General features: G+C 62.5%; 24 protein-coding genes and 2 pseudogenes. 13 read left to right on the top strand and 13 right to left on the bottom strand.

Annotated features, from left to right (window positions below; genetic code table 11):
- Positions 1–70 precede the first annotated feature (70 nt).
- Positions 71–460 (top strand): hypothetical protein, encoded by a 390-nt coding sequence (locus tag JQS30_RS05345; RefSeq protein ID WP_213172343.1) that lies wholly within the window; start codon positions 71–73, stop codon positions 458–460.
- Positions 461–511: 51 nt separating this feature from the next.
- Positions 512–991: a hypothetical protein gene (locus JQS30_RS05340; protein ID WP_213172342.1), complete on the top strand. Its 480-nt coding sequence runs from the start codon at positions 512–514 to the stop codon at positions 989–991.
- A 271-nt stretch (positions 992–1,262) separates the two neighbouring features.
- Here JQS30_RS05340 and JQS30_RS05335 read toward each other — a convergent pair whose 3' ends face one another.
- The 3 genes from JQS30_RS05335 to JQS30_RS05325 form a co-directional block, all read right to left on the bottom strand.
- Positions 1,263–2,288: a 6-phosphofructokinase gene (locus JQS30_RS05335; RefSeq protein WP_213172973.1), complete on the bottom strand. Its 1,026-nt coding sequence runs from the start codon at positions 2,286–2,288 to the stop codon at positions 1,263–1,265.
- Positions 2,289–2,393: 105 nt separating this feature from the next.
- Positions 2,394–2,930: a polyadenylate-specific 3'-exoribonuclease AS gene (locus tag JQS30_RS05330; protein WP_213172341.1), complete on the bottom strand. Its 537-nt coding sequence runs from the start codon at positions 2,928–2,930 to the stop codon at positions 2,394–2,396.
- 227 nt (positions 2,931–3,157) lie between these two features.
- The gene (locus tag JQS30_RS05325) at positions 3,158–3,325 is read right to left on the bottom strand and encodes a hypothetical protein (RefSeq protein WP_213172340.1); all 168 of its coding nucleotides are present in this window, start codon (positions 3,323–3,325) and stop codon (positions 3,158–3,160) included.
- Between the two features lie 359 nt (positions 3,326–3,684).
- Here JQS30_RS05325 and JQS30_RS05320 point away from each other — a divergent pair, with 359 nt between their 5' ends.
- Positions 3,685–4,380, top strand: a complete 696-nt coding sequence (locus tag JQS30_RS05320) for a Crp/Fnr family transcriptional regulator (protein WP_213172339.1) — start codon at positions 3,685–3,687, stop codon at positions 4,378–4,380.
- A gap of 357 nt (positions 4,381–4,737) precedes the next feature.
- On the opposite strand, the gene JQS30_RS05315 is transcribed toward JQS30_RS05320, so the two are convergent.
- On the bottom strand, positions 4,738–5,676 hold the full coding sequence (locus JQS30_RS05315; RefSeq protein WP_213172338.1) for a lysophospholipid acyltransferase family protein: 939 nt from the start codon (positions 5,674–5,676) through the stop codon (positions 4,738–4,740).
- A gap of 15 nt (positions 5,677–5,691) precedes the next feature.
- A complete protein-coding gene (locus JQS30_RS05310; RefSeq protein ID WP_213172337.1) occupies positions 5,692–6,531 on the bottom strand; it encodes an alpha/beta hydrolase in 840 nt (279 codons plus the stop codon).
- 112 nt (positions 6,532–6,643) lie between these two features.
- On the opposite strand from JQS30_RS05310, the gene JQS30_RS05305 reads away from it, so the two are divergent.
- From JQS30_RS05305 to JQS30_RS05280, 6 genes and pseudogenes are all read left to right on the top strand, one after another.
- Positions 6,644–7,606, top strand: coding sequence for an ADP-ribosylglycohydrolase family protein (locus JQS30_RS05305; protein ID WP_213172336.1), 963 nt, complete (start codon positions 6,644–6,646; stop codon positions 7,604–7,606).
- A gap of 90 nt (positions 7,607–7,696) precedes the next feature.
- Positions 7,697–10,594, top strand: coding sequence for an AfsR/SARP family transcriptional regulator (locus JQS30_RS05300; protein ID WP_213172335.1), 2,898 nt, complete (start codon positions 7,697–7,699; stop codon positions 10,592–10,594).
- 86 nt (positions 10,595–10,680) lie between these two features.
- Positions 10,681–11,205, top strand: a pseudogene (locus JQS30_RS05295) (S41 family peptidase); the annotation flags it as partial.
- 37 nt (positions 11,206–11,242) lie between these two features.
- Complete coding sequence (locus JQS30_RS05290) at positions 11,243–11,836, top strand: DUF3995 domain-containing protein (RefSeq protein WP_213172333.1); 594 nt, start codon at positions 11,243–11,245, stop codon at positions 11,834–11,836.
- Positions 11,833–12,732 (top strand): CPBP family intramembrane glutamic endopeptidase, encoded by a 900-nt coding sequence (locus JQS30_RS05285; protein ID WP_213172332.1) that lies wholly within the window; start codon positions 11,833–11,835, stop codon positions 12,730–12,732. The genes JQS30_RS05290 and JQS30_RS05285 overlap by 4 nt, the downstream gene beginning before the upstream one ends.
- A gap of 629 nt (positions 12,733–13,361) precedes the next feature.
- On the top strand, positions 13,362–14,528 hold the full coding sequence (locus JQS30_RS05280) for a LuxR C-terminal-related transcriptional regulator (RefSeq protein ID WP_213172331.1): 1,167 nt from the start codon (positions 13,362–13,364) through the stop codon (positions 14,526–14,528).
- An 89-nt stretch (positions 14,529–14,617) separates the two neighbouring features.
- On the opposite strand, the gene JQS30_RS05275 is transcribed toward JQS30_RS05280, so the two are convergent.
- Both JQS30_RS05275 and JQS30_RS05270 read right to left on the bottom strand, forming a co-directional pair.
- Positions 14,618–15,427 carry an ABC transporter permease gene (locus JQS30_RS05275; protein ID WP_213172330.1) on the bottom strand — a complete coding sequence of 270 codons (810 nt, stop codon included), beginning with the start codon at positions 15,425–15,427 and terminating at the stop codon, positions 14,618–14,620.
- 92 nt (positions 15,428–15,519) lie between these two features.
- Positions 15,520–16,212, bottom strand: a pseudogene (locus JQS30_RS05270) (ABC transporter ATP-binding protein); the annotation flags it as partial.
- A 201-nt stretch (positions 16,213–16,413) separates the two neighbouring features.
- Here JQS30_RS05270 and JQS30_RS05265 point away from each other — a divergent pair.
- Positions 16,414–16,902: a GbsR/MarR family transcriptional regulator gene (locus JQS30_RS05265; protein ID WP_213172328.1), complete on the top strand. Its 489-nt coding sequence runs from the start codon at positions 16,414–16,416 to the stop codon at positions 16,900–16,902.
- Here the strand turns inward: JQS30_RS05265 and JQS30_RS05260 are convergent.
- From JQS30_RS05260 to JQS30_RS05245, 4 genes are read right to left on the bottom strand one after another with little or no spacing between them, the layout of a single operon-like run.
- Positions 16,899–17,711 carry an ABC transporter ATP-binding protein gene (locus tag JQS30_RS05260; RefSeq protein ID WP_213172327.1) on the bottom strand — a complete coding sequence of 271 codons (813 nt, stop codon included), beginning with the start codon at positions 17,709–17,711 and terminating at the stop codon, positions 16,899–16,901. The genes JQS30_RS05265 and JQS30_RS05260 overlap by 4 nt on opposite strands.
- Entirely contained in the window at positions 17,708–18,733 is a 1,026-nt protein-coding gene (locus JQS30_RS05255) for a FecCD family ABC transporter permease (protein WP_213172326.1), read from the bottom strand. Before JQS30_RS05255 ends, JQS30_RS05260 begins: the two co-directional genes overlap by 4 nt.
- On the bottom strand, positions 18,730–19,731 hold the full coding sequence (locus JQS30_RS05250; RefSeq protein ID WP_213172325.1) for a FecCD family ABC transporter permease: 1,002 nt from the start codon (positions 19,729–19,731) through the stop codon (positions 18,730–18,732). The genes JQS30_RS05255 and JQS30_RS05250 overlap by 4 nt, the downstream gene beginning before the upstream one ends.
- Positions 19,728–20,744 (bottom strand): iron-siderophore ABC transporter substrate-binding protein, encoded by a 1,017-nt coding sequence (locus tag JQS30_RS05245; protein WP_213172324.1) that lies wholly within the window; start codon positions 20,742–20,744, stop codon positions 19,728–19,730. Before JQS30_RS05245 ends, JQS30_RS05250 begins: the two co-directional genes overlap by 4 nt.
- A 124-nt stretch (positions 20,745–20,868) precedes the next feature.
- Between JQS30_RS05245 and JQS30_RS05240 the strand changes: the two genes are divergently transcribed.
- The 3 genes from JQS30_RS05240 (at position 20,869) to JQS30_RS05230 (ending at position 23,564) form a co-directional block, all read left to right on the top strand.
- Positions 20,869–21,828, top strand: a complete 960-nt coding sequence (locus tag JQS30_RS05240; protein ID WP_213172323.1) for a siderophore-interacting protein — start codon at positions 20,869–20,871, stop codon at positions 21,826–21,828.
- Between the two features lie 267 nt (positions 21,829–22,095).
- The gene (locus tag JQS30_RS05235) at positions 22,096–22,875 is read left to right on the top strand and encodes an alpha/beta hydrolase (RefSeq protein WP_213172322.1); all 780 of its coding nucleotides are present in this window, start codon (positions 22,096–22,098) and stop codon (positions 22,873–22,875) included.
- The gene (locus JQS30_RS05230; RefSeq protein WP_213172321.1) at positions 22,872–23,564 is read left to right on the top strand and encodes an ICP22 family protein; all 693 of its coding nucleotides are present in this window, start codon (positions 22,872–22,874) and stop codon (positions 23,562–23,564) included. Before JQS30_RS05235 ends, JQS30_RS05230 begins: the two co-directional genes overlap by 4 nt.
- A 4-nt stretch (positions 23,565–23,568) precedes the next feature.
- Here JQS30_RS05230 and JQS30_RS05225 read toward each other — a convergent pair whose 3' ends face one another.
- On the bottom strand, positions 23,569–24,294 hold the full coding sequence (locus tag JQS30_RS05225) for a hypothetical protein (protein WP_213172320.1): 726 nt from the start codon (positions 24,292–24,294) through the stop codon (positions 23,569–23,571).
- A 3-nt stretch (positions 24,295–24,297) separates the two neighbouring features.
- A complete protein-coding gene (locus JQS30_RS05220) occupies positions 24,298–24,891 on the bottom strand; it encodes a hypothetical protein (protein WP_213172319.1) in 594 nt (197 codons plus the stop codon).
- Between the last annotated feature and the right edge of the window lie 423 nt (positions 24,892–25,314).

Here is a 25,314-nt window from a genome sequence, read left to right as displayed (position 1 = left end):
CAGATTCGCGACAGACAATACTCCTTGCGGCCTCGTAGCATCAAAGTTTCGCAACCCAAGGAGGTGCGACATGTGGCGTCGTCTAGCCATCATTGTCACTACTGTTATCGCGGCGGTTGCGGTTTCCGCACCCGCGTTGGCCTTCTCTCACGATCGAATAGCCAATCCGTGGCTGCACGCTGTCTTCGATGTACTAAGCCTGGCAGTGGTCCTGGCGCCGATCTGGACCGCACTGGCATGGGGATCGGGCCGCAAGTGGCCACTCGTGGGTCTGATCACGACCGTGCAGATCCCGGTAGCGGTCTTCGCTTTCCTGCCGATCGCTAGCTACCCATTGCGAACCACCACCCTCGTCTTGTCTCTGGCGATCACCGTCAGCGCCATCTGGCTAGTTCGGCGGATGACCGCCGAGGGCGCCTCACAGCCGGAACGAACGGAGAGTGCGTCCAGCCCGGCTTGATGCGGTCAGCTGTGGGGTGCGGATGGATTCTGTCCTCGCACCCTCGACTTTGTGATGTGGGCCGGTGGTGAGCGTAAAGCCAATGAGGCGACCGGCCCGATCGCGGTCGAGCCGTATATCGGGGCAGCCCTCGTGCGGACCGTCCCACTCATCGTTAAATTCGCAAGCAGCTTCATCAATGCCGAAGTGTCGCGAGGTCTCCTGGCCAAAATCATCGTGCCGAGCGCCAGCGCCCCGGGCGGGGTAGACAGTGGTGGCGTGTTCGCGTCGGCCATCAGGGCGCGCACCGCGTGGTGCCGGATCATGGACCTGGGCCGTGGGATGGGCGGTACGGACGGCATGCCACGAGCAGTGTTCGTCTCCGACCCACCCCCAGGCGCGGAAGACTTCCGCGCCCTGGAGCGTGTAGACGCCAACGCTGAGGGTCCGTGCACCACATGGACGGCGATAGAAGTGGCCGTGCAGGCCCGAAATCGGCGTCGCCTCAAAGTCGATGTTGTGGATGGTCTTGCGGTACTGAAACGAATCTAGGTCCGGTAGCGCCTCGAGGGAAGGCACGACATCGACATGGCTAACTTCAGCCTGCACAACGTTAACGACAGTCACACGTGTCTCAACGAGTCGAGTGGGCTCAGGTTGCGTGCTGGGCCCTCATTCCCTCCGGCCCAGTCCCTGGGCCCTCCGCCACCGAATTCAGCTCCACATTTTGGCCGCAACCTCTGTGGGGGCGGGGCCGTCGACGGCCCCGCCCCCACAGAGGTTGGTTCTCTTACTGCTTTGCTATCTAGGCTGACCCAGACGCCTACACTCCAAAGAATGCTTCCACTTCGGTGTAGCGCTGGGCCGGAACAGTCTTGAGTTCGGCCGTGGCCTCGGAGAGGTCCACTCGCTTGATGTCAGTGCCTTGCAGCGCCATCATCTTGCCGAAGTCACCTTCGTGCACGGCTTCGGCGGCTTGGAGGCCCAGACGGGTCGCTAGCACCCGGTCGAAGGCCGTGGGGGTTCCACCGCGCTGAGTGTGCCCGAGGACCACACAACGGGTTTCGCGGCCAGTACCTTCGGTGATTTGGTTGGCGATCCAGTCGCCGACACCACCGAGTTTGACGTGGCCGAAGGCGTCGACCTCACCGTCTTTGAGGATCATGTCGCCGTCGGCCGACAGCGCGCCTTCGGATACGGCGACGATGGTGGCCTTGTCCGCGTCGAACCGCTCCTGGACCTGGGCGATCACCTTTTTGATGTCGAATTTGACCTCGGGGATCAAGACGACGTTGGCCCCTCCGGCCATACCCGCGTGCAAAGTCATCCAGCCAGCGTGGCGGCCCATGATCTCCACGACGATGCAGCGGTCGTGCGACTTGGCCGTCGTCCACAGGCGGTCGATGGCTTCGGTGGCGATATTGACGGCCGTGTCGAAACCGAAGGTGTAGTCGGTCGCGTTGAGGTCGTTGTCGATCGTCTTGGGCACACCGACGCAATTGACACCGTCGTCGGTGAGTTTCTTGGCCACACCGAGGGTGTCCTCGCCGCCGATGGCGATGAGCGCGTCGATGCCAAGCTTCGACATGTTGGACTTGATGGCCTCGACGCCACCGTCAACCTTGTAGGGGTTGGTGCGCGAGGAGTGCAGGACGGTGCCGCCCTGGTCGAGAATGTTTTCGACTTCCTCCCAGTTCAGCGGCTGGGTGATTCCGTCGATGGGGCCTTTCCAGCCGTGGCGGAAACCAACGAACTCGTGCCCGAGCTCGGTTCCTTTACGGACTGCGGCTCGGATGACCGCGTTGAGGCCGGGGCAGTCGCCGCCGCCGGTGAGCACGCCAATGCGCATGCGCATCGCTCCTTCAGTAGAAATAGCAAAACCCGCTGGTCAGGCACCATTGCCGTCGCAAAATCGTTCACTGAGAGCCTAACGCGCCAGCCTGGGGCGGCGAATTCAGCCCATCAGACGGGCGTATTCCATGGATTCCCAGCGTTTGAGGTTATGCCGGGCGTCGGCCAGCGCGTCATGCTGGTTGGCCTCGGCCGTGGGAAGAGGTGGGCAACCCAGATCGTCCCACCGCTGTCGCAGATCCTTGGTCATGCGTGGAAGCACGCGGGGAAGATCGGGCATCGCCCCCCATAGTTGTGCGAAGACAACGTGATCGTAGGCCCCGAACCAAGCCCACAGCTCAATTTTGTCACCCGCGTTGGGGCTGCCATTGCGAATCGGTTCGACCAGGAACTCATAGAGGCGATCGCGGATGGTGCGACGATCCATCCATAGTGAACTAGATGGTGGGGGCAGCTTGTCGAGCACGTTCTGCCGCACCCAGTCGATCGCCTTGTTGGGGTCGAACTCGGTGGAGACGGCGTAAAATTCGCGCCCGTTCTCGTCGACCACGGCGATGGAGACAAGGTCGATGGTATGACCGTCCTCGATGAACTCCGTGTCGTAGAAATAGCGGTACTTCGGTTCCCTGTCCCTAAACACGGAGACCACCCGCAGCGGGTTCGTGCAGCTCGTAGAAATACCGGTGCGCCACTCATTGGCCTTTCATCTGGACAAAGAAGTCGTCGGGTCGCTTAATGGGCGGTGAAGCGGCCGCCAGCAGCCACGATCGCCACTTTGACGCTACGGCATCACGTCAAGTCACAGCAACCTGACCTCGCATTTCGCTTTCCATGGTTGCGCTATACGGACATATCGTTATATAACACTTAGACGTGACGTGCGAGCCCATAGAACGACAGGGGGGTGGGTCGCACGGTCAGGAACACACCGGCCAAAATGCTTGGGGCGCAATAGTTGTCGAGCCAAACGGCCCACGGGGAGGGGTCGGGCGACTCATCGGACACAGCCGCGACACAGCTGTGGTGTGGTGACATCTTTGCCACTAAAGAGCGAAATCATCGAATAACCGTCACACTGAAACAAAGCAACCACTAGCCCTCACGCTGGGCCACGCGAAGCACACGAAGCGAACTAGCACATGAACACAAACCGCGATACACAATAGACAATTGATCTAGCTGCATAAATGCTGGGCACAAGGATGATCTTGAGCCCATTAAGGCACCCGGTGTCACATAAACCACAAGCCGGTCGGAGAGGCGCCGACCCCTACTAAACGGCAAGATAGTTGACACTCGGTAAAGTTTCAGACACGGGGCCCTGTACATCTAGCCGAAATACCGCGAAGATCGGAAGGAACCCACCGATTGGTTCCACCGAAGGAGGGCGAACAATGGGTGTCACCCCATCTGAGGATCCACTGGGCGGCGTCGCAATGTTCAGTGGGCTTGACCTACCAGCCCGCCAACGCATCGCTGAAGTAGCCGTCCCCCGCCACTACCACCGTGGACGTCTTCTCTTCTTCGAGGGAGAACCGGCCGAATCATTGATCATGATTCGCTCGGGAGCCGTATCAGTGTTTCGCACTGCCGCCACCGGAGAACGCGCCATGTTGCACGTGGCTCGGCCACCTGAGGTCCTAGGGGAAGTCTCGCTCCTCGACTCGTCTCCGCGTTCCGCCTCCGCTGAGGCACTCGAAGACACCACGGCGCTGGCTTTGGCCAGGTCGTCGTTCATCGAGATGGTGCATTCCAATCCGAAGATGTTGGACGCTGTGATGCGGTCTATGGGAATGCTGGTTCGCCGCTTGACTGAACAGAGTTCCGACCATGTGTTCCTGGACTTGCCGGGCAGGGTCGCGAAGACTCTTGTTCGTTTGGCGGAGAGGCATCCCAGCCCCATCATCACCATTGAACTCAACCAGACCCAGCTGGCCGAAATGGCGGGCGGTTCCCGCCAAAGTGTCAACCAGGCTATCGGCATATTCGCCAACCGGGGCTGGCTTCGCACTGAGGGGCGCAAGATCGTGGTCACCGATTTGGCAGCGCTGAGGAAACGGGCGGGATTCCCGCCTGAGGGCGGGAATTAGGAACACAGTCCGCCAGAAGGCGGGAATTAGGAACACAGTCCGCCTGAGGGCGGGAATTAGCAGCACAGCCCGCCTGAGGGCGGGAAAGTCCGCTTGAGGGCGGGAAGTAGCAACACAGCCCGCCTGAGGGCAGAAGTTTGAAGTACCGTCCGCCCGTAGGCGGGGACTCCCGATACTGCGCGCCGCAAGGTTGAAGTAGGGTTCAAGCCCACCTGGAGGCGGGAAATGAATGCACGGCCTCGTGAGGACGGGAATAGAGCTCACGTCCAGAGGCGGGAACCAGCCACGCAGCTGACAGATGGCCGTCTGCTAATGAGCTGGAACTCAGGGCAGCAAACGAGCCGGGATTCCGGTCGCCTAACGAGCCGGGCCGTTTCGGGCTTCCTTGTCTTCTCGTGACGGTGCGCCCGTATCGGCCCGTTCGGTGCGGGCCGAGCCGCTCTCTGGTGCCGTGTCGGCCTTGATAACAGCCGCGTCGTCCCGCCCGGTTTCCTCAGCGGAGTCACTGGTCGACCGTTCAACGGCACCGGCGGGTTCGACGCCGTGGGCAGTCTCGGCGCGCAGACGCATCTTCTCGGCCGAACGCTTGCGTTCGGCTTCTTGCCGCGACGCGTCGGTCACTTCCTTCATCGCTTTGATCTTGCTGGCGTACTCATCGAAGTAGTCTTGGCCCGATAGTTCCATCAACGCGTACATGACTTGGTCGGTCACTGCCCGTTCCACGATTCTGTCTCCGGCTAGCCCCGCATAGCGCGAGAAGTCGATGGGCTCACCGATGCGAATGTGTACACGTCCCATCCGTGGCAGCGCCCGCCCGATCGGCTGCAGTTCCCGCGTGTTCATCATCGCCACTGGGATCACCCCAACGCCCGATTCCAGTGCTAGCCGCGCCATCCCGGTCTTGCCCCGGTACAACCGACCGTCCGGGGAGCGCGTCCCCTCCGGGTAGATACCGAACAGGCGCCCTTCTTTCAACACGCGCAAACCCGTCTCCAACGCCGCGTGCGCGGCCTTGCCGCCAGTGCGGTCAACGGGAATGGTGCCCACGCCAGCAAAGAACATTCTGGAGACCAAACCTTTGATGCCGCGCCCCGTGAAGTAGTCGGACTTGGCGATAAAGGTGATCTGTCGCTTGACCACGAGCGGCAGAAAGATCGAGTCGCTGAAGGACAGGTGGTTACTCGCCAGTATTGCTGGACCGGAGTCGGGTATATTGGCAAGCCCCTCCACCTTGGGCCGCCAGATGAGGCGGAGCCAAGGCCCAATCAAGATGTACTTCAGGAACCAATACAGCACCCTGTTCCTCCGGCGTCATTGCTGAGTATGTGTCATACCCAGGCTATCGGCCAAGTCTGAGACACTTTCAATCACACTCCGACCAGCTGACAACTCACGGGCGTTGTGTCCCCTACCCGACACAGTCACCACTGTGACCTCAACGCCCGTATCCTCGGCCCTGCTCGCCACCTCACGACTTTGAGCAGCGGGAATAATCTCATCGGCATCACTGTAGATCACCACCACCGGCGCTGTGTTCTCCTCCAGATGCTCCGTCACCGGAAATCTGTCTTTCAACAGCAGACCCACCGGCAAGAAGCCATAGTGAGACCGACCCACATCGACCAGGCTGGTGAACGGTGATCGCAAGACGATCCCTCCCGGATCGACATCAGCCGCCAAGGCAGCCACCACTCCACAACCGAGACTCTCCCCAAACAGCAGAATCTCACTGTCCTTGAAGTCCTTTCGCAGATAGTCCCAGGCCGCGCGCACGTCCCGATACAGCCCTTCCTCGGTGGGCGAACCATCGTTACCGCCATAGCCTCGGTAATCCATGGTCACGACGGTGAAACCCTGGGCCGCCAAGTCCCGGCCCAACGGTTCCCTGGCCGCGCGGTTGCCCGCGTTACCTGGCACGACCAGTACCGCCGCGTTCCGGTCGACCTCGGCCGGGGGATGGAAACGCCAGGCGGCCAATTCCAGGTCATCCTCTGTGTGAAAACTGATCTCCTCCACCCCCTCCGGAACGCTCGGATGCGAGCTATCGGGGTGATAGATCAAGAACCGCTGCCCCAACCACATCAGAGTGACGATCAGCCCTCCGACCACGATAATGACCACTGCGACCTTCATGATCGATATCCACGGCATGGGCCGATTATGTCCCCTTTGGGGTGGCTGTGTAAAACCCTCGACATCACGAACTGGAACCATTGGGTCCGGCGAACACCACAAGCGTCCGACTTCCTGCCATAATTTTTAGGTGGTTACGACTTCGCTTCCCGCTGACAGATTGCGCTCCACCCTGCTGGGTGGGGCCATCGGAGACGCCCTCGGTCACCCACTGGAAAACTTGAACCTGGCCCAAATTCGAGCTGCCCACGGCACCGAGGGACTGACCGACATCTCGCCGCTGTTGATCACCGACGACACACAAATGACCCTCTTTTCGTTCGAAGGTCTTATGCTGGCCGATGTCGACAACGAGATGAGTTCCGTCTACAACGCCTACCGGCGCTGGCTGGCCACTCAAGAACAGGGCCAGCCCTCCCCCGGAGCGACCGGACTCGCCGCCCAAGAGTGGCTATATGTGCGACGCGGGCCTGGACAAGCTTGTCTGACCGGCCTGCGGCAGACCGATCACGCCCAAGTGGTCAACCCCGATGCCAAAGGCTGCGGAACAGTCATGCGCGCCGCGCCCTTCGGACTGTTCGACCATTCCCCCGACGACGCATTCCTCTTGGCGGCCAAATGCGCCCGCTTTACCCACGGACACCCCACCGCCGCCGTATCCGCAGGAGTCCTCGCTCGCCTTGTCTCACTGCTGACACGCGGGCACGACCTCAATGACGCGGTACGCGAATGCCTGCGTCTGCTGACCTACGACGTCCCCAGTGCCGGGGAAACCCGGTTGGCCATGCGTGAGGCCGTCAAGGCCGCTCGACAATCCACGCCCTCACCAGAGGCCGTGGAAATGCTGGGCGGGGGCTGGGTCGCTGAGGAAGCCCTGTCCATCGCCGTCTATTGCGCGCTGGTGTCAGACACGGCCGAAGAGGCCCTGCTCTTGGCCGCGAATCACTCGGGTGACTCCGACTCCACGGCGGCGATCTGCGGAAACCTGTTGGGGGCCGCGGGCCGAAAACTACCCGAAACTTGGGCGGCTACCGTCGAGGGGCGTCGCACCATCGACCGCTTGGTCGCTGAGGCCACCGGCTCCCTCAATTGACCCCATGACCAAGCCATATGGCGAGGTGAACGTGGCCAACGAGGTCGCGCCCCTGCTAGCTATTGCGGACCAAGAGAAATCCAGGGCACTATGCGCATCAGCCTGCTCGGCCCACTGACGATCACCGACTCCCACGGTCAGTCACTGCCGCTTCCCGGTTCACAGGGACGGGCCCTGCTTACCCTGCTGGCGCACAAAGTCGGGTGGATGAGTAGCAATTCCCAGCTCATCGCCGCCTTGTGGCCAGAGGAGGACCCCGAAACCCGCCTCAACGCACTTCACACGCAAGTGTCCCGCCTGCGCAAAATCGTGGGTGACCGCATCCAGTCCAGCCTCAGTGGCTACACGCTCATCGACGTGACAACTGATATCGACCAATTCCGTTCCTACGCCGCCCAAGGGCGACGGCACCGGGAGGCCCATGATTGCCACAGCGCCGAGGAGTCCTTCACACAGGCTCTATCACTGTGGCGAGGCGAGCCTTTGGCCGATGTCGCCAATCGGGGATTCGCCGATTCGCTCATCACGGGCCTCGTCCAAGAGCGACGGGACGTCGCCTCACAACTCATCGACGTAAAGCTCGCGTTGGGTCGGGCCGCGGAGTTGCTGCCGGAGTTGTCCTCGGCCCTCGCCACAGACCCGTGGGACGAACGGGTCACTGCTCAATACATGCGCGCGCTGGGAGAGGTGGGCCAACAGACGCAGGCAATGGAGGTATTTGAACGAACGCGAAAACACCTGTCGGAGGAATTGGGGATCGACCCGTCGCCACGGCTGGCGCAAGCGCATCTTGACGTTCTACGAGGCCAGCCCGGCCCAGCGCCAGCGCAGGTTATGCCAACGGAGGATTGGCCCGAGTCCAACTTCCCAGTCGCGTTCAGTTCGCTCTTGGGCCGCGAAGACGACCTCGCGAACCTGACTCGGAGGCTAGAGCACGAGCGACTAGTAGTCCTCACTGGACCGGGCGGTGTGGGAAAGACGCGGCTGGCCCTCGAAGTGGGTTCGCGGGTGGCCGCGCAGGGCTCCTTGGCCGCGCGGCTGGTGGAGTTGGCCGCCGTCTCCGACCCCGACCAGGTTCCATTTGTCGTCCTTAGCGCCTTGCGACAGGGCTCCCGGCTCCCCAGTCGGCACGGCGAGGGCGAAGCCGACGCGATGACGCGGCTGCGTTCGACATTGCGGGAGTGGCCGGTACTCCTGGTTATCGACAACTGCGAACACCTGCTGCGCCCGGTGGCACGCCTGGTGCGGGAGCTGTTGGCCCACTGCCCACGGTTGCGAATCTTGGCAACCAGCCGCCAGCCCTTTACGGTGCCCGGCGAGTTGGTATTCCCCGTGGCGCCGATGCCCTACCCACAAACATCAGACGGGTTGTCGGTGGCCCAGGCGCTGGAGTATCCCGCCGTGGCGTTGCTGGTGAGTCGAGCTCAGTCATCCATGCCAGATTTTGCCCTCACCGAGGAGAACGCGGCGGACGTGGTCCGCATCTGCACGGGGGTCGACGGGCTACCGCTGGCTTTGGAATTGGCCTCGGCGCGCCTGCGCACCATGACCCCGGCCGACTTGGTGGCTCGGCTGGACCGGCGACTGCAACTGTTGTCCGCAGGCGATTCGTCGGCACAGGCTCGGCAACGCACGCTGCGGGCAGTCGTGGATTGGAGTTGGGACCTTCTCACGGCCACCGAGCGCGAGCTGTTGGCGCGGATGTCGGTATTCAGCGGGTCGGCCACGCTGGAAGCCGTGGAGTCGGTGTGCGCGGGCGACGCCGAGGTCCTGGGTGAGTTGGTTGACAAGTCGCTAGTCACTCGTCTCTCGGGCGGCAGATACCGGCTGTTGGAAATTATCCGAGAATATGCGGCGCAAAAATTGTCCACTCAGGACGGGGAGCCGCACCGGATGCACATCGCGCACGCGGACTTCTATCTCGGCGTGGCCAAGGAGGCCGAGCCGGAGCTCATGACGCGGAAGCAAGTCGGGGCTTTGGAACGGTTGGCGGCCGACCATGACAACTTTATGACGGCGATTCAACGCATGATCAACCTTGACGAAGTGGCGCGCGCATACGAGCTTTACGCGCCGCTGACGTGGTACATGTGGATGCGTGGCCACCGGCTGGAAGGAATGCGCCTAGCGCAGGTGCTGTGGGACCTGGGGACGGTAGAAGGCGCCCAGTTCGATCCACGATTGACTGCCTCGCAACGCGTCCGGATCGGTCAAGGTGGCACCTGGGGCATCTGGGACGGCACCATCGAGGCTAAAGCGATTCTGCCCCGGCTGCGGGAAGCTGCCAAACTCGCCGAAGAATATCAGCTCGAAGACTCGATTCCATCGGTGAAGATGACTCCCCTGATGATCCCCATGATGCTCGGGGACAGCGAGGCGATCTTCCGACTCTCTGAGGACCTCATGGACGACCCCAACACCTGGATTCGGGGCATGGGGCACTTTTTCCGCGCGTGTTTCGCCGGGGACAACGTCACCGAGGTGGAGCGGGAACGGCTATTGCTGGCCTCAGTCCGGATTTTCGAGAAGCTGGGCGAACGATTCGGTCTGATCCTGAGCTTGGCCGCTCTGGGCGAGATGTGGCAACTACAGGGACGCGTCGAAGCGGCGCGCGAAGTCTTGCAGCGGGCGCGAGCCACCGAAGCGCAGTTCGGAGCTCCTCCGGGGGACTCAGTGGTGACGTATTCGCTGTGGATTCTCATGGCGGACAACGACGATCCCGCCACCGTCATGGAGGAGATCGCCGCCCAGCGGCAGCTTGCTTGGCAGGTGGGCAATACCGAAAACATAGTGGCGACAGACTTGGCCACCGCCATATGCCTGCGGCGGCTCGGCCGCTGGAGGGATGCGCAAGAGGTCGTGCGCCGAGTCGAGCACTCGCTGTCGGTACGCAGTGGAACGACCGATCTTTGGACTCCACTGCGACGCGAGCAGGACCTGCTCGCAGCCCACTGGGACGCGGCCGGGTTACGCGGCCGCGTCCGCTGAGCCGCCGTGACTAGGCTGTCTTAGCCACAACCTCCGGCCGTGTCGTTGTCGTAGGCGAAGGGCTCCTCGCTTACGCCGACCGGCAAGCAATGGTCATTGACATCCGATTCAACGAAGGTGGACACGCCGCCGCTGCGATGATCGACCTCTTGCGACGCCACCCCTTGGCCTACCGAGCCCAACGCTGGGGAACCGCTTTGCCCTACCCGGCGATGGCCGGGACGCCGAAGCTGGCATTGCTGTGCAATGAGTACACCGGCTCGGAGGGAGAAGTACTGGCACGGCTGTTCTCCATCCATCGGCTCGGGTCAGTCGTGGGACGCCAAACCCTAGGTGGCGCAATAGGAATCAGACCCCGAAGCGCACTGGTCGATACTACGATAGCCACGCAGCCGGAGTATCCGTTCGTCTTCCCACATGGCCATGATGGGTTGGAAAATCATGGCCATGCCCCTGACGTCGTCGCCGACAACACCCCCAATGACCATCGGCGCGGATTCGATCGGCAACTAGCGCAAGCGTTGATGCTCCTGGGCTCACCGCACATCCTCGACCCACCCTCGCACAGCGCCCACCGTCAGATACCACGTTCGGCCATTGACCACCACTGAGCGCGCTCCGTCATCGCCTGAAGGAGACCCAGCAGTCATGAAAACCCCATCGACCTCTTCCCCCACCACAGTGCCCACCCCCCTGTCCGCAAACTGGGCGGCCTGGGCCCTGATCGTGTGGTCCGTCCCGTTCGCCGCCCTCAGCTTCTACTGGGCGGCGGGAGGAACGTGGGCCGCCGAGCAAGTCTCACCCGACGCCCGCGACATGGTGTCCGAACGCATCTGGTGGTTCATGCTGCTGCTGTGGATGGTTGCCATCGTGAAACTCGGTTACGCGGCCTATGCCCTGGCCCTGATGCAGGACTGGGGCCGGATATTTCCGCGCTGGCTGCTGTTGCTTGGCGGATGGGGAGTCGGCACTGTCACCGCGCTCTACGGCGCCGGGCCGTTGGCGATGTCTCTGCCGGTGTACCTAGGAATCAACAACCATCCCAATGCTCCCTCACCCGAGATTCTGCGCTGGCATGTCTGGTTGTGGCAACCGTATTGGATTCTGGGCGGGCTGCTGGTGTTGTGCGCGGTGTTCATCTATCAGCGCCGGTCGCTACACCTGCGCCGCTGGGAAGCTGCGCAGGTTGCCAGTCCCACGCATGAGGAGGCTGCCGCAAGCGGCGGTGATGATCCGCGATGACCGAGCCGCCCATGGCTACCGTGGCCATCCGGCGAACGATACTGATCGCGACCCTTGCCGTCTTCGCACTCACCCCAGTGCTACTGGTCGCCACCGGCCACAGCACGATACGCCGCTCGTTCGACACCGACCAAGAGATCGCACTCTTCACCGCCATCGCTCCCTCCTTGGTAGCGCTGCTCTTGATACGGCTACTGCCACCGGCGGTTCCCTGTCTACATAGGCGACTCACGGTGGCACAGGTAGCCCAGTTGCCTCGCCAGGCCTACCTACTGATCGCTCTCGCACTCGCCGCCCCGTCGATAAGCCTGCTGGGGGTGGTCGCTGGCATCGGGCCATATCCCGCCCTACATGTGGTGAAGGTCGTCTTGTTTCTCCTCATCCCATGGCTATGGCTGCGTCGCGACGAGGCAGGTCTTGGGTTCAGCGCCTTCATGACGTGGTGGCCACACCAACGTTGGCGACAACTGTGGCCCCTTCCCGTGGTGGGCGCCTTCGCCTACCTGTACTTGTTCAGTCCGGTAGCTCCGCCTCGCGCGGAGGTGGCCGATGTGAGCCTGGCGTTCGTGATCGTGGCTGCCGCCTTGACAATCCTGACGGCCAATCTGCTCGAGGAGCTGTTCTACCGGGTCATGCTCCAATCGCGGCTCGAATTGCTGTTGGGCCGATGGTCTGCCATCGGCTTGAGCGCTTTGTTGTTTTCGCTGCTGCACGTGCCCAGCCACATCCAGGGGACATCGTTGTGGAGCGCGCTGCCGCTTACTGTGGGCACCGTAATCGCATTCCAAGGCTGCTTCGGTCTGTTCATGGGGTATTTGTGGTCGCGGTACCGCAATATCGCAGTCCTAGTGTTGGCACACAGCACCGTCAACACCATTCCCCTACTACTTTCCTAAGTTAAACCAGTAACCACTCTTGCCCCTTTTCAAGCAGGCGTCTCAGCGGCATCGGAATACCCCGTCTCGATTTCCTATTCCGCGATGATTCTTTTCCGCACTCCCCATAACCGCCCGAGAAATTTCGACGTAACCGCAGCTGGTGAGCCTTGTTAGCGCGTAAAAATTTTCGTGGGGAAACATTTTGGTTTCTGAAAGCGCTATCTTGCGACATTGGCGGTAAATTCTTAGAAACGTTGGCACCGAACCACAAACGTGCGCTGTTCAACGTCTTCTACTACTCTTTAACATTGATAGTCAGGCGCTATCATCCTCACTACAACAAACGCCCGTCGCGTCGCGCCCGTCTAACTAAATTTTGTCCCGGTTGACATGCCCTCGACCTGGAAAGGAATTATGAGGAAACAACTGGCCGCATCCGCTCGATATCCCAGCCTCGACGATATACGGGAAAGCAGCAACTCCCCCAGTTCCAGTGTTATCTCCGGTGAAGTCCACTTGGTCGCCGGTGCCAGACCCGCCTCCACTGTCCCCGCCCCCTGCGACGGCTGTCGCCCCTCATCGGCCGCGACCGTGATCTGCCCGCCTTGCGCGAAATGGTGCGCGGCAGCCCCTTTCGCCTCACCACCGTGATCGGACCGCCCGGGGTCGGCAAAAGCAGCTTGGCTCGGCAGCTGAGCAACGACCACGCAGACCTACGTCTAGCCGACCTGAGCGCCGTTTCCACCTCCGAGGAGCTCATTTCCGCGATTGCCGCAGCCGACGGCGCGATCTTTGCAAGTCCCCCTCCGCTCGAACATCTCATCGAGCAGCTCGAAGCCCGCTCAACCCTTTTCATCTTCGACAACTGCGAACACCTTGGCGACGAGGCTGCCGCACTCGTTCACTCCCTGTTGTCCCACTGCCGATTCCTTCGCATCCTGGTCACCGGATCGCGGCCATTGGGCATCGAAGGGGAGCAAGTCTTTCGCGTCGCGCCCCTGCGACTGCCTACCCTCCACCATCCCTGGCAACTCGACGACCTCGCCGAGCAACCGGCCGTCAACCTCCTGCTCCAGCGCCTGGCCTGCGTACGGCCAGGATTCACCCTCACCGACCACAACGCCTCGGCTATCGCCCACCAGTGCCAGCTCCTCGATGGCCTCCCATTGGCGTTGGAGCTGGCGGACAAGCGGCTCAAAGTACTGCAACCGCAAACACTGGTCGACCAACTCTCGCGGGGCGATGAGGCATTGGGCGCCTACGGGCCACAGCACGCGGTAGCCGAGGCAATACCGGAGGCCGCGACCAGTCTGCCCGAAAGCGACCCCTGCCCGGTCTTGTTGCGGGCCTGTCTCACCGTGCTGGCGATGGTGGCGAAGGCTGCGGGCCGCCATCGATGGGGGCTGGCAATCCGCCTACTCTCCATGCGCCACAAGCTCGCCGCCGCCGATGGCGCGGTCCTGCCCCGTCCGCTGCAAGCGTTTCTAGAGGCCATCACCGAGCAGCTGCGCCAAGAGGTGGGAGCTACGGAGTTCGCCAACGAGTGGGCGCGGGCTCGCTCGCAACACCACACCGAACTACTGGCCCAGTTTCGATCCGACCTTGGCCAAGCAACTAAGCCCTCGGTGCTGTTGACTCGCCGGCAACGCGAAGTGGCCGAGCTGGACGCGGCCGGTTTGACGAACCGGGAAATCGCCCGCCAGTTGGGTGTGGCCGAATGGACGGCCGTCAATCACGTGCGGTCCCTGCTGCGCAAGTTGCGTTACACCTCTCGGGTGGAGATAGCCCGCTGGTTTGCCGACCACGGAGGCTGACCGGTTCCCAGAGATCATGAGTCCAGAAGGTGTGGCGCTCCTTGCATCCGACTAGGAGTGCCACACCGCCCGCATCAGTGCTCAAACACTCAAGAATTCAGTCGGCGGCGGTAGGCACGCAGCGCCAGCGGTAGGAAGATCGCGGTCAACGCGGCACACCATGCCAGCAGCCCCCACAGCGAGGCGCCGATGTCAGTCCCATTGAGCAGGGCTCGTACCGAATCGGCCAGGTACGTCATGGGGTTAACGTTTGCCCACCATTGCAACACCTGCGGCATCGTCTCGACTTCGATGTACACAGAGGAGCTGAAGGCGATCGGCATGAGGATGCTGATCATGTACGTCTGGATCTGTTCCTCCGACTTCGCCGTCAACCCGATAAAGACCATGAACCACGAGATGGCGGCCAGGAAGATCAGCAACACGCCAACCGCGCCTAGAACACTCCAGACGTCAGCCTCCGGACGATAACCGATCGCTACGGCCACGGCCGCGACGATCAAGATCGCCCAGGTGTGTTTGAGCAGGTCTGCCAGGACCCGGCCCGCGATCAGGGCCACGCGCGAGACCGGCATGGACGAGAGCCGATCGAAGATGCCGGTCTTGAGATCGGAGTGGAAACCAAGCGCCGTGTTCAGGGTGGCGAACATGGCTCCCATGGCGATGATTCCGGGTCCTCCGTACTGAAGGAAGTCCTGCCAGGAGCCCATCATTTGGCCACCCATAAAGAACGTGATGGTCAACAGGATCATCACCGGCAGGATCGCGAAGTCGACCAGTTGCCAGGGATAGTGCTTAAGGTTGACCAGCGAGCGCCACGCGACCGTGGAGCTCTGCGAGATTATGGCGGTCCCCGTGGGCGGTTGCCGCCACGTCTGGGTGTTCACGATCGTCGTCATATCTAGCCCACCGTCTCCAGCTCGTTGTCGTCTTCGCTCTTCCCGGTGTCCACCGTGACGCTGCGCCCGGTCAGAGACAGGAACACCTCGTCAAGGTCGGCCGCGCCCATGCTCCTCTTCAGTTCGCTGGGTGACCCAGTGGCGATGCTGCGGCCCCCGTCGATGATCACCAGGTCGTCGGCCAGCCGGTCGGCCTCCTCCAGGTACTGGGTCGTCAGCAATACGGTGGTGCCCGCATCCACCAGCTCTCCTACCACTTCCCACAATTGGTTGCGGCTAGCCGGGTCAAGGCCATTCGTCGGCTCGTCGAGAAACAACACCTGTGGGGTACGCATGAGGCTGGCGGCCAGATCAAGGCGACGGCGCATCCCACCCGAAAACGTCTCGGCGGCCCGAGAGGCCGCGTCGGTCAATTCGAACCGTTCCAACAGTTCGTCGGCCCGATCCCTCGCTTGCTTCCGGGAGGCCCCAAGCAGGCGAGCGATGAAGACGAGGTTTTCCTTGCCCGACAGCTGGTCGTCCAGTCCGGCGAACTGGCCAGTCACGCTGATGACCTCGCGTACGCGCCGAGGCTCTCGGGCCACGTCCAGGCCGCACACGGTGGCCCGTCCCGCGTCCGCTTGGGCTAGAGTCGCCAGGATGCGCACCGAGGTGGTTTTGCCAGCGCCGTTGGGCCCCAGGACACCCAGGACGGTGCCGGGGCGGGCGGCGAGGTCGAGCCCGTCGAGGGCGCGGACGTCGCCATAGGTTTTGACCAGGCCTTCGACCTGGATCGCAAAGGTCATGAGCTGTGCTCCCCACATTGAGTTTCGTTACGCAACCCATCGTGGGGTGGGAGTCTGTCGGGGCGCTGTCAGTGGGCTGTCTCCCCTGTTCAGGTGGGGTGTTTTTCGGCTCGTGGTGCGGCGGCGTGGTGTAGTCGCGTAGCGGGTTGGGGCGGCGCGGTCGGCTCGGTATCGCGTACTCGGCAATGTTCTAATGTGTGCATGCGGGTGGCTTCGGATGGCGGGACCAAAGTAGACCAGTTTGTGGATCGTTTCGCCCACCTCTGGGCGGCCAGGGGAGGTTCACGGGTGGAGGGTCTGATAGCCGGGTATCTCTTGATTGACGAATCCGATGGGGTAAAGCCAAGTGAGCTTGCGCATCGGCTTTCAGTGAGCCGCGGCTCGGTGTCGACCTACACGCGCAAGCTTGCCGCACAGGGTTTTGTGCGCAGAGTGCGTAAGCCGGGCGACCGTTCGCATTATTTTGTGATGGACGAGGATGTGTGGGCGGGCTTCTTGGAGGCTGAGCAGACGTACCTGGAGAACCAGCGGCGGCTGGCCGCGGAGACGTTGCCGCATGTGCGTCAGGGTAGTCGGGCGTGGGAGCGGGTACGCAATATGCGTGACTACATGGCTTGGCAGGCGGATAATCGCCTCGGCAGCGAGTGGATCCGGTTTAAGGCCGAGCGTGATGCCTGCCAGAGAGGCTAACGCGAACGAACGGTGATCATGGGTGACCCGGTTTGCGAGTCGCGTTCGATCACCCCGTCGAGCCCGAATACGTCCTTGACCACCTCGGAGTTCAATATTTCGGCTGGTTTTCCTTGCGCGACAATCGCACCCTTGTGCATGAGGACTAGGTGTGAGGCGTAGCGGGCGGCCTGATTGATGTCGTGCAGAACTGCCAACACGGTTCGACCCTCCTCACGCATGTCCTGACACAGATGCAGCAATTCGATTTGGTGGGCTAGGTCTAGGAATGAGGTTGGCTCGTCGAGCAAGATGTAGTCGGTCTGTTGGGCCAGGATCATGGCGATCCACACCCGTTGTCGTTGGCCGCCCGACAGTTCGGAGAGAAGCCGGTCGGCCAGATCGGTGACGCCGGTTGCCTCCATGGCCGAGGCGAGGATGTCGGCGTCTGTGGGCAACCATTGTCGTAGCAGGGTGTGGTAGGGGTGCCGTCCTCGCGCTACCAGGTCCCACACTGGCATTGACTCGGGAGCCACCGGGTGTTGGGGGAGCGCGGTGACCCGTTGCGCAAGCTGCTTGGGGCGGATCGCGCGCACGTTCACACCATCGAGTGTGAGTCGTCCGCAGCTGGGGCGAAGCGTCCGCGCCAATGCTTTGAGCAGAGTGGACTTTCCGCATCCGTTGGGGCCGATGACGGCGGTGAATTCCCCTTGGGGCACGGTGAAGTTCAGGTTGTCGCATACGATGTGGCCCTCATAGGCCAATCTGGCGTCGTGGAGGGACAATCCCTTGTCACGTGGGTCGATGTCGGCACGGCTGGCGCCTGTCATAGTCGTCCTTTCCTGTGTTGGTTCACCAGTAGGTATCCCAGATGGACGCCCCCCACGCCGAGGGTGAGCACGCCGACGGGGAGACCGGCGAACAGCGATACCTGTTGCGCGACGAGGTCGGCGACCACGAGGAGGAGAGCTCCGGTCACGGCGGCGGGAAGTACGCCTATGTCAGCTGACCGGATGAGCTGTTGGGCGATGTGGGGGGCGGTGAGAGCCACGAATGCGATGGGACCGGCTGCCGCGACGGCGGCTCCCGCCGCGACCACGGAGAGGATGACGGCGAGGGTGCGGGTGCGGCCGGGGTCGGTCCCCAGCGCGGCCGCCATCTGGTCTCCCATCACCAGCATGCGGGTGTGCCGGTTCAATCCCATCGCCAACGGGAGTACCAAAGCCAATGCAGCACCGGTGAGCAGGACATCGCCGAGGTTCGCGGCGTTGAGTGAGCCGGTCAGGTAGGCGGCCAATTGAATCGCCGCGTCCCGCAGTTGAGCGCTGACCACGTATTGGGTGATGGCGAACGACATGGCCGCTACCGCGACTCCGGCGATGATCGTGCGCGCGGGTGAGCGGAATCCCTTGCCGGTGCACAGGAAGACGGTGGTGGTGGCGACGGCGGCCCCTGTGACCGCTCCGAGTGGGGCGGGCACTGCTGGGTACAGGAGGGAGGCCACGGCTACCCCCGCGCCCGCGCCCGGGCCCAGCCCAATGACGTCGGGGCTGCCAAGCGGGTTACGGGTCACCGTTTGGAACAGCGCCCCCGAGATTCCCAATAGCGCGCCAACCCCGATCGCGGTGGCCAGACGGGGTCCGCGCAAACGTTCGAACACGAAGGCGCTCTTGCCCTCGGCGGCACCGGTCAGTGCCGCTGGCAACTCGGAGGGCGGAATGCCAAGCGTGCCCATCGTCAATGTCGCGTAGCTGGCCGCCAGAATGGCCACTATGGTGAGCAGGCAATACCAGATGCTGGCGCGGTTGATCCGGATGGCGACGCGGTCGCCGGCTCGTAGTAGTGAACTCACCGCGCGGCCCAGCCTTTCCGGACGGCCAGGAGGAGAAATGGCGCACCGATGAGGGCGGTGACAATGCCGACCATGATCTCTTCGGGGCGGGCGATGAGGCGTCCGAGGATGTCGGCCGCGATGAGCAACGCCGCGCCCACGAGTGCCGCAACTGGGATCTGCCATCGATGGTCGATGCCCACCAGCGAACGCGTCAAGTGAGGAACGGCCAGTCCCACGAAGGCGATCGGGCCCACCGCCGCCGTCGCGGCGGCGGCGAGCAACGCGGCGGCGAGGATGCCCAGGGCCCGCACGAGAGCCACGGGTGTACCCAGCGATGTCGCCACGTCCTCGCCTAGGGCCAGGTTGTTTAGCGACGGCGCGAGCGCGAACGCGGCGATGAATCCGAGAGCCAAGGCGGGGCTGACGCTGAGCGCCACCTCTAGGCTGCGGCCGTTGAGCGCGCCGATGACCCAGAATCGGAACGAGTCGAACACCTCGGGTCGGGTCAGGGTCATCGTCTGGATATAGGCACTCAACACTGCCGAGACGACGGCTCCAGTCAACAGCAGGGTTACGACGCTGCCGGAGGCCGAGCGGCCACCGACGATGTAGACGACGATCACGGTGGCCAGTGCGCCGATCAGGGCGATCCACACCGACCCGGCGCCGACTGCGGTGCCGGTGACCGCCGCCGCGGTGACGGTCGCGGCCGAGGCTCCCAAGCTGATGCCAAGTAGGCCGGGGTCGCCCAGGGGGTTACGTGTGATGCCTTGGATGATCACGCCCGCCACTGCCAGCGCCGATCCGACCAGCGCTCCCATGACAGTGCGGGTGAGGCGAGCGTCTATGACTGCTTCCAAGTACGGGTCGGGGTTTCCGGTGAGGACGTCGAGGATCTCGATGGGGCCGGTGACTTTGCCTCCGAGGAACAGGCTGGTCACTGCCATGGCGGCGAGCCCCGCGGCGGCGGCGGTGAGCGTGGCGAGCTTGCCGGCGGGGCTCGGGTGCGCTTTCACTGTTCGAGGTTCTCGATGGCCTCGTCGATGAGTGGCGCGAAGCGTTCGAGGGTCCACGGCACTGTCAGCGGGTTGATGATGGAGGAGGCGGTCACGAATGATTGGTCGCTGGGGGCGACGACGGCACCGTTGGCTACGGCGGGGATCTGTTGGTAGAGCGGCTGGGATTCGATTTCGGTCCGGTTGTCTTGGCTGGAATAGAAGGTGAAGATGAGGTCGGAGTCGGCTAGTTGGTCGGCGTTTTCGAGACCTATGTGGGCCGAGTCGGTGCCTTCCACCTCGTAGTCTCGGAGGGTTTCGATGACGGGGTCGACGGTCAGTCCTAGCGCGCTCACCATGGCGACTCGTTGTTCGCTGGGGAAGAAGACGCCCAGGGTGCCCGGGCCGTCGTTGTAGATGTAGGAGAAGGTGATGTCGGCGTATTCGTCTCGCGCGGCAGCGGCCAGTTGGGTTTCGATGTCTTCGACCAGTTGAGTGCCGTCGTCTTCTTGGCCCATGGCCTGCGCGATGACCTCAATCTGGTCTTGCCAGGTGATCGTCCAGGGCAGCTGCGGGTAGGCGATGGTGGGGGCGATACCGCTGAGGAGGTCGTATTGGGCCTGGGTGATGCCCGACCATGGGGCGAGGATGAGGTCGGGGTCAAGGTCAAGCACGTCTTCGATTTCCAGTTCGCTCCCGCCGAGGAACTGTTCGGGTAGGTCACCGCCTTGGCTGTGGATGGCTTCGTGAATCCAGGGCATGTATCCGGTCTCGTCGCTGCCCCATGGGTACTGTTCGATGCCGACGGGAATGGTGCCCAGCGCGATGGCGGTTTCGGTTGATCCTTGCCCGAGGGTGACGATGCGCTCGGGTTTTTCGGTGATGACCGCTTCCCCTAGGGCGTGTTCGATGGTGACGGTGTCAAAGTCACTTGAACTTGTCTGGGTGGATTCGGGGGTTGTCGAACAGGCGCTGGCGGCGGTCAGGGCGACGGCCAGTCCAGCGAGCAGGTGCGAGCGGGTGCGTCTTTTCACGGGGAGGGCCTCTCGGTTTGGGGCGGCGAGTGTCGCAACGTAGTGTAGCCTTACCTAAGTTAAACTTTCAAAGTTTTTGAAAGTACATGTGTGGCACGACACCACCACTACGCGGAGGACCCCGATGGCCGTATCGAGTACGACAGCGAAGCGCGCCGCCTACCGCCCCTACCGAGCGATCGTGACCGCCGTGGAGCCACTGAGCCCCAACTTCGTCCGTGTGAGCTTCACAGGCCCCCAGTTCGACCACTTCGCCGCACACGAGCACGACCAACGAGTCAAGATCGTCTTCCCACAATCAGCGCGGTGCTTCACCGACCTGGGCGTCGACGACGAGGAATCCCTTGCCAGCGGACAGTGGTACGCACACTGGCGAGCGCTGCCGCCCGAGCACCAAAGTCCGTTTCGCACCTATACCGTCCGCGCCGTTGACCCCCAAGCTCGCCGTGTGGACATCGATTTTGTCGTCCACACTGTCAATGGCCAGCCAGATGGACCCGGGTCCCGCTGGCTGCACTCCGCGACCCCAGGCGATGAGGTGATCATCGTCGGCCCCGACTCACGTAGTGAACACTCCGATGCCGGCATGGACTGGAAACCAGGCGAGGCCGCCAATCTGCTCTTGGCCGGAGACGAAACCGCCGCCCCCGCCATCGCCGGCATCCTGCAACGGCTGCCAGCCAACCGGCACGCCACGGCGCTGATCGAGGTTCCCACCGCCGCCGACGCCAGCGCGGTGGCACCTGCCGGACCCGCCCACGTCCAGATCCTGCCCCGCGAAGGGGCCCCGGTGGGTTCAAAGCTCGAACCGGCTCTGCTTGCCTGGGCCAAAGAGAACCCGGCCCTCATAGCCGCCGCCAGTGCCCCAGGCCCGCAGCGCCTGGACGACATTGACGTCGATGTCGACACCCTCTGGGAGTCCGCCGCCGGAGGCGACAAAGGCGATTTCTACGCCTGGCTAGCCGGGGAGTCAGCCGTCATCAAGCGGCTCAGGCGCCTGCTGGTGACAGCATGGGGTGTGGACCGCAGCCAAGTCTCGTTCATGGGTTACTGGCGTCTGGGACGCGGCGAACGCACCAGCTGACCGCGATCGAGCCCGGAGGCCCGCCGCGTCCGGTTTCTTCTCCCCCGCACGCCTCATGAGGTCGGCGGCCGCGCGATAGGCTGAAAAGTGACGCGCGCACCTCGGTAGCGAAACTGACACCGCCTCGTGCGCGCCAAATGACAATGAAACTTATGCGAATGTGCACGCTCAAGGCAGCAAGAGGCAACGTTTACGCCGGTAAACGAGCCAATAAGAACGCAGAAGTAGCCTTTTGCATAAGCCTCGATACTGCCAGGAGGCTACGAAGTGCCTGTGTCCCCGGAAGTCGACGCCTACACCTTTGAGGCGGGTCCCAGCGCCCACGCCACAGTAGTTCTGTGCCACGGATTCACCGGCTCCCCCGCAACGCTACGTCCCTGGGGTGAGTTTCTCCATCAGGCCGGGTTCAACGTCCTTGGGCCACGCCTACCCGGGCACGGAACCACTTGGGAGGAACTGGCCACGACCACGTGGCAGGACTGGTACAGCTGTCTAGACGAGACTGTGGATCGAGCCAAGGAATACGGCAAGCCCGTCTTTGCGTTTGGCCATTCGATGGGTGGAACACTGACGCTGCGGCTGGCGCAGCTGCGTGGCGACGAGCTAGCGGGCATGGTGCTGTGCAACGCGGCGATCTATCCCAGCCAACGCTATTCTCGCGTGGTTCCGCTGGCCCGGTTTCTCATCAAGGCGACCAAAGGTATCGGTAGCGACATTGCGATGCCTACAGACCGCAAGGAGACCTCCTACGACTACACACCACTGCGCGCGGTGTACTCGTTGCAGCAGCTATGGAAGATCACACGGAAGGCGTTGCCGGAGGTAACGGTGCCCACCCGTGTCTTCTATTCCGCAGTGGACAACGTGGTGCATCCGCGCAACAGCGCGATCATTCTCGCGGGGATCAGCTCGAAGGATAAATCGCGGACTCTGCTGCCGCGCAGCTTCCACGTCGCACCGCTGGACTACGACGCCGAGAAGCTGTTCACCGGCAGCGTGGAGTTTATGGAAAGGCAGTTGGCGAAGAAAACGCAGGGAGCGGCGTGACCGAACGCAACGACACAGGCCCGGGACAGGGTGGGGCGCACTCCTTCGGCGAGGAGTCCGACCCCGATGAGCACCACCAGCGTGAGCAGCCAGACGACGCCGACGCACCGTTCGACGGCGACACCACGCCCGCCCCAGCGCCCGAAAGCGGCGCGGGCCATGAACCTGTCGACGACAGTTTTGAGGCATCGGCGGAATCTCACGGGGGCGACCTGCCCGATTCAAACGAGGACGAGGCGAACCGCGAGCTCCCCTCTGGCTCCGCGGAGGACCCAGATGACTGGCAGCGCCGCTTCGATGAGTTGGTTGCCGATCTCGACCCGCCACCAGAGGAGATCTCCTACGCCACCGGCGGCCCTCCCCCGCAGGCACCGCCGGACCCACGCAACGAGCCGACGCTGTTGGAGAAGTGGGACGCCGAACTGCCCGAGGACGACGATGAGGCCGAGGAGTACATCCCACCTCCGCCGCCGCCTTTGCCCTGGCCAAGTTTGCCCGGCGTCGCTGGATTCCTCTGCGTTCTCACGGGAATCTTGGTGTTCGTGCGCCCCGACTGGATGCCCTTTGGCACCAACGGTGGGCGGCTCATCGGTTTTGTCGTCTTCGTCACCGGCGCGGCGCTCTTGATCAGCCGCCTACGGGAGGACCCCGAAGAGGACGAGCGGCCCGATGATGGAGCGGTCGTGTAAGGAACTAGCCTGCGGCGAAGTCACGCTCCTGTACCACATCTGGGCCCGTCTCATAGTGGGTGATCACGTGTTCGACCACAACTTGGTTCGCCTCGTCGAACGCGGTCGCACGCACCACCAGCGCGGTGTCGGCCTCCACCGACAGTTCCCACGATTGTGCCCACGGGCTCAGCAGCGAGCAGTTGAAAAGATCGACATTGCGCACACGCACCGGAAACACGACCGTGCCTGCGACATCACCCTCGGTCGGTGCTGCCAACGGCTGGGCGATTCCCGGCACTAGTGCCGGTTCGAGCATCAACCGGAAGTCCATCCCCGCTTGGGAGGTCCATGAGGTCGCGGGGGCACAATTCCAGTCGGGGTCGACGCCGGGCCCTGCCGGTGCTGGGGCATCACTGCGTAGTACAGAGCCGTCATCCATCACGCTCACCAAGGTGCGGCCGTCGAAGGCGTGGCGAGTCTGGGAGGAATCACTTCCGCGCCGCAGGCACCATCGGCCATCGGCGGCCGTCTGGAGCTCTTCGCGATAGTAGTCGTACTCAGGCCCATTCTGATCCGGTACTGCCGATCGGGCGGGATGCTCCAGCGCGGCGGCAGCGGAGCCCATACTGGGCGCGACCACAGTCCGCAGATAAGAGCGCCGCACCCGGTGCTCATAGCGGGCCAGGACCCACTGCCCTTCCAGCGTCCTTCTCATCATGCGCGCGAACAGGTCATGGACTTCGTCCATCAGCTATGTCCCCTCTGTCAGAAAAACCCACGACGCTGTGACTTCGGGCCACTGGGCCTCTTGGTCTACAAGGTACTCATGTGGAACTGGCCAAGCCGGATTGATAATGACTACAGTTGTGTCGCTATAAATGTGCAATGGAATCCGAACAGCATCCCCTTCAAGGTGATACGAACATACTTCGTAGTCTTGATCAAGGCAGTCACCGCGCCCGAGCAAGCCAGAGGGAAAGCCATCGGCGCCGATCTCGGAATATTGAATGACTTCAATCTGAATGGGAGCGAACGGCGTATCGATATTTATGAGAGTATTTTTCGCATCCTTAGTGCGGATAGATTCGGTATCTTGAGGTATTCCTTGGCTCTCCCACTCCCCCCATTCCCCCTCACTAAGCCAATAGCTATAGACAAGAGATCCCTCCGCGTTAGAGGAACCAACATGTATGGTGGCATTAGGAATCTCGTAAGGAAAGCCAGCAACCTCAACTAGATGAACTTCTTCGGGGAGATCTGAGTACTCATCAGCACACCCCGTAGCAGCCCAGCACATGAGTAGTGCCACGGGCACCATCACCATCTTCTTAATCGGCCATGTCACCCGCGACACTCTTGCCTCCCAAGGCTAACAGGTTATGTTGTTCTGCCTATTGGTCGTTCTGGCGTGGTATGTCCCGCTCGACTCGACACTTCGATGAGCGCTGACACCGCGCCAGTCATGCCGGTCACCTGCACAGTTCGGTGACGCCGCATTAGTCGTGGACAATGAAGTTCCGTTGCGGGTGTTCGAGCCGCTGCCGCGGGTCTGCCATCCGTACCAACGGGAGCGTTGAAGGTCCGTGCTGACCGCAACTGTAGAGACGCTAACGCTGCACCTCGTCTCAGCTGTTACATTGATTGTCTGGCGAACGTGGCTTGATCGATGAGGGTTGTTGGTCTTTCCTTGGCAACCCGCCGGACTCGTGTTTTGTGCACTGACATCATTGGTGTTATCGAGCGTGAGTACTGACTGTTCAGTGAATTC

It is taken from the genome of Natronoglycomyces albus, from assembly GCF_016925535.1.
GTDB classification, from domain to species: domain Bacteria; phylum Actinomycetota; class Actinomycetes; order Mycobacteriales; family Micromonosporaceae; genus Natronoglycomyces; species Natronoglycomyces albus.
Note: the sequence above shows the minus strand (reverse complement) of the source record. Positions and strands in the feature narration are given on the sequence as shown.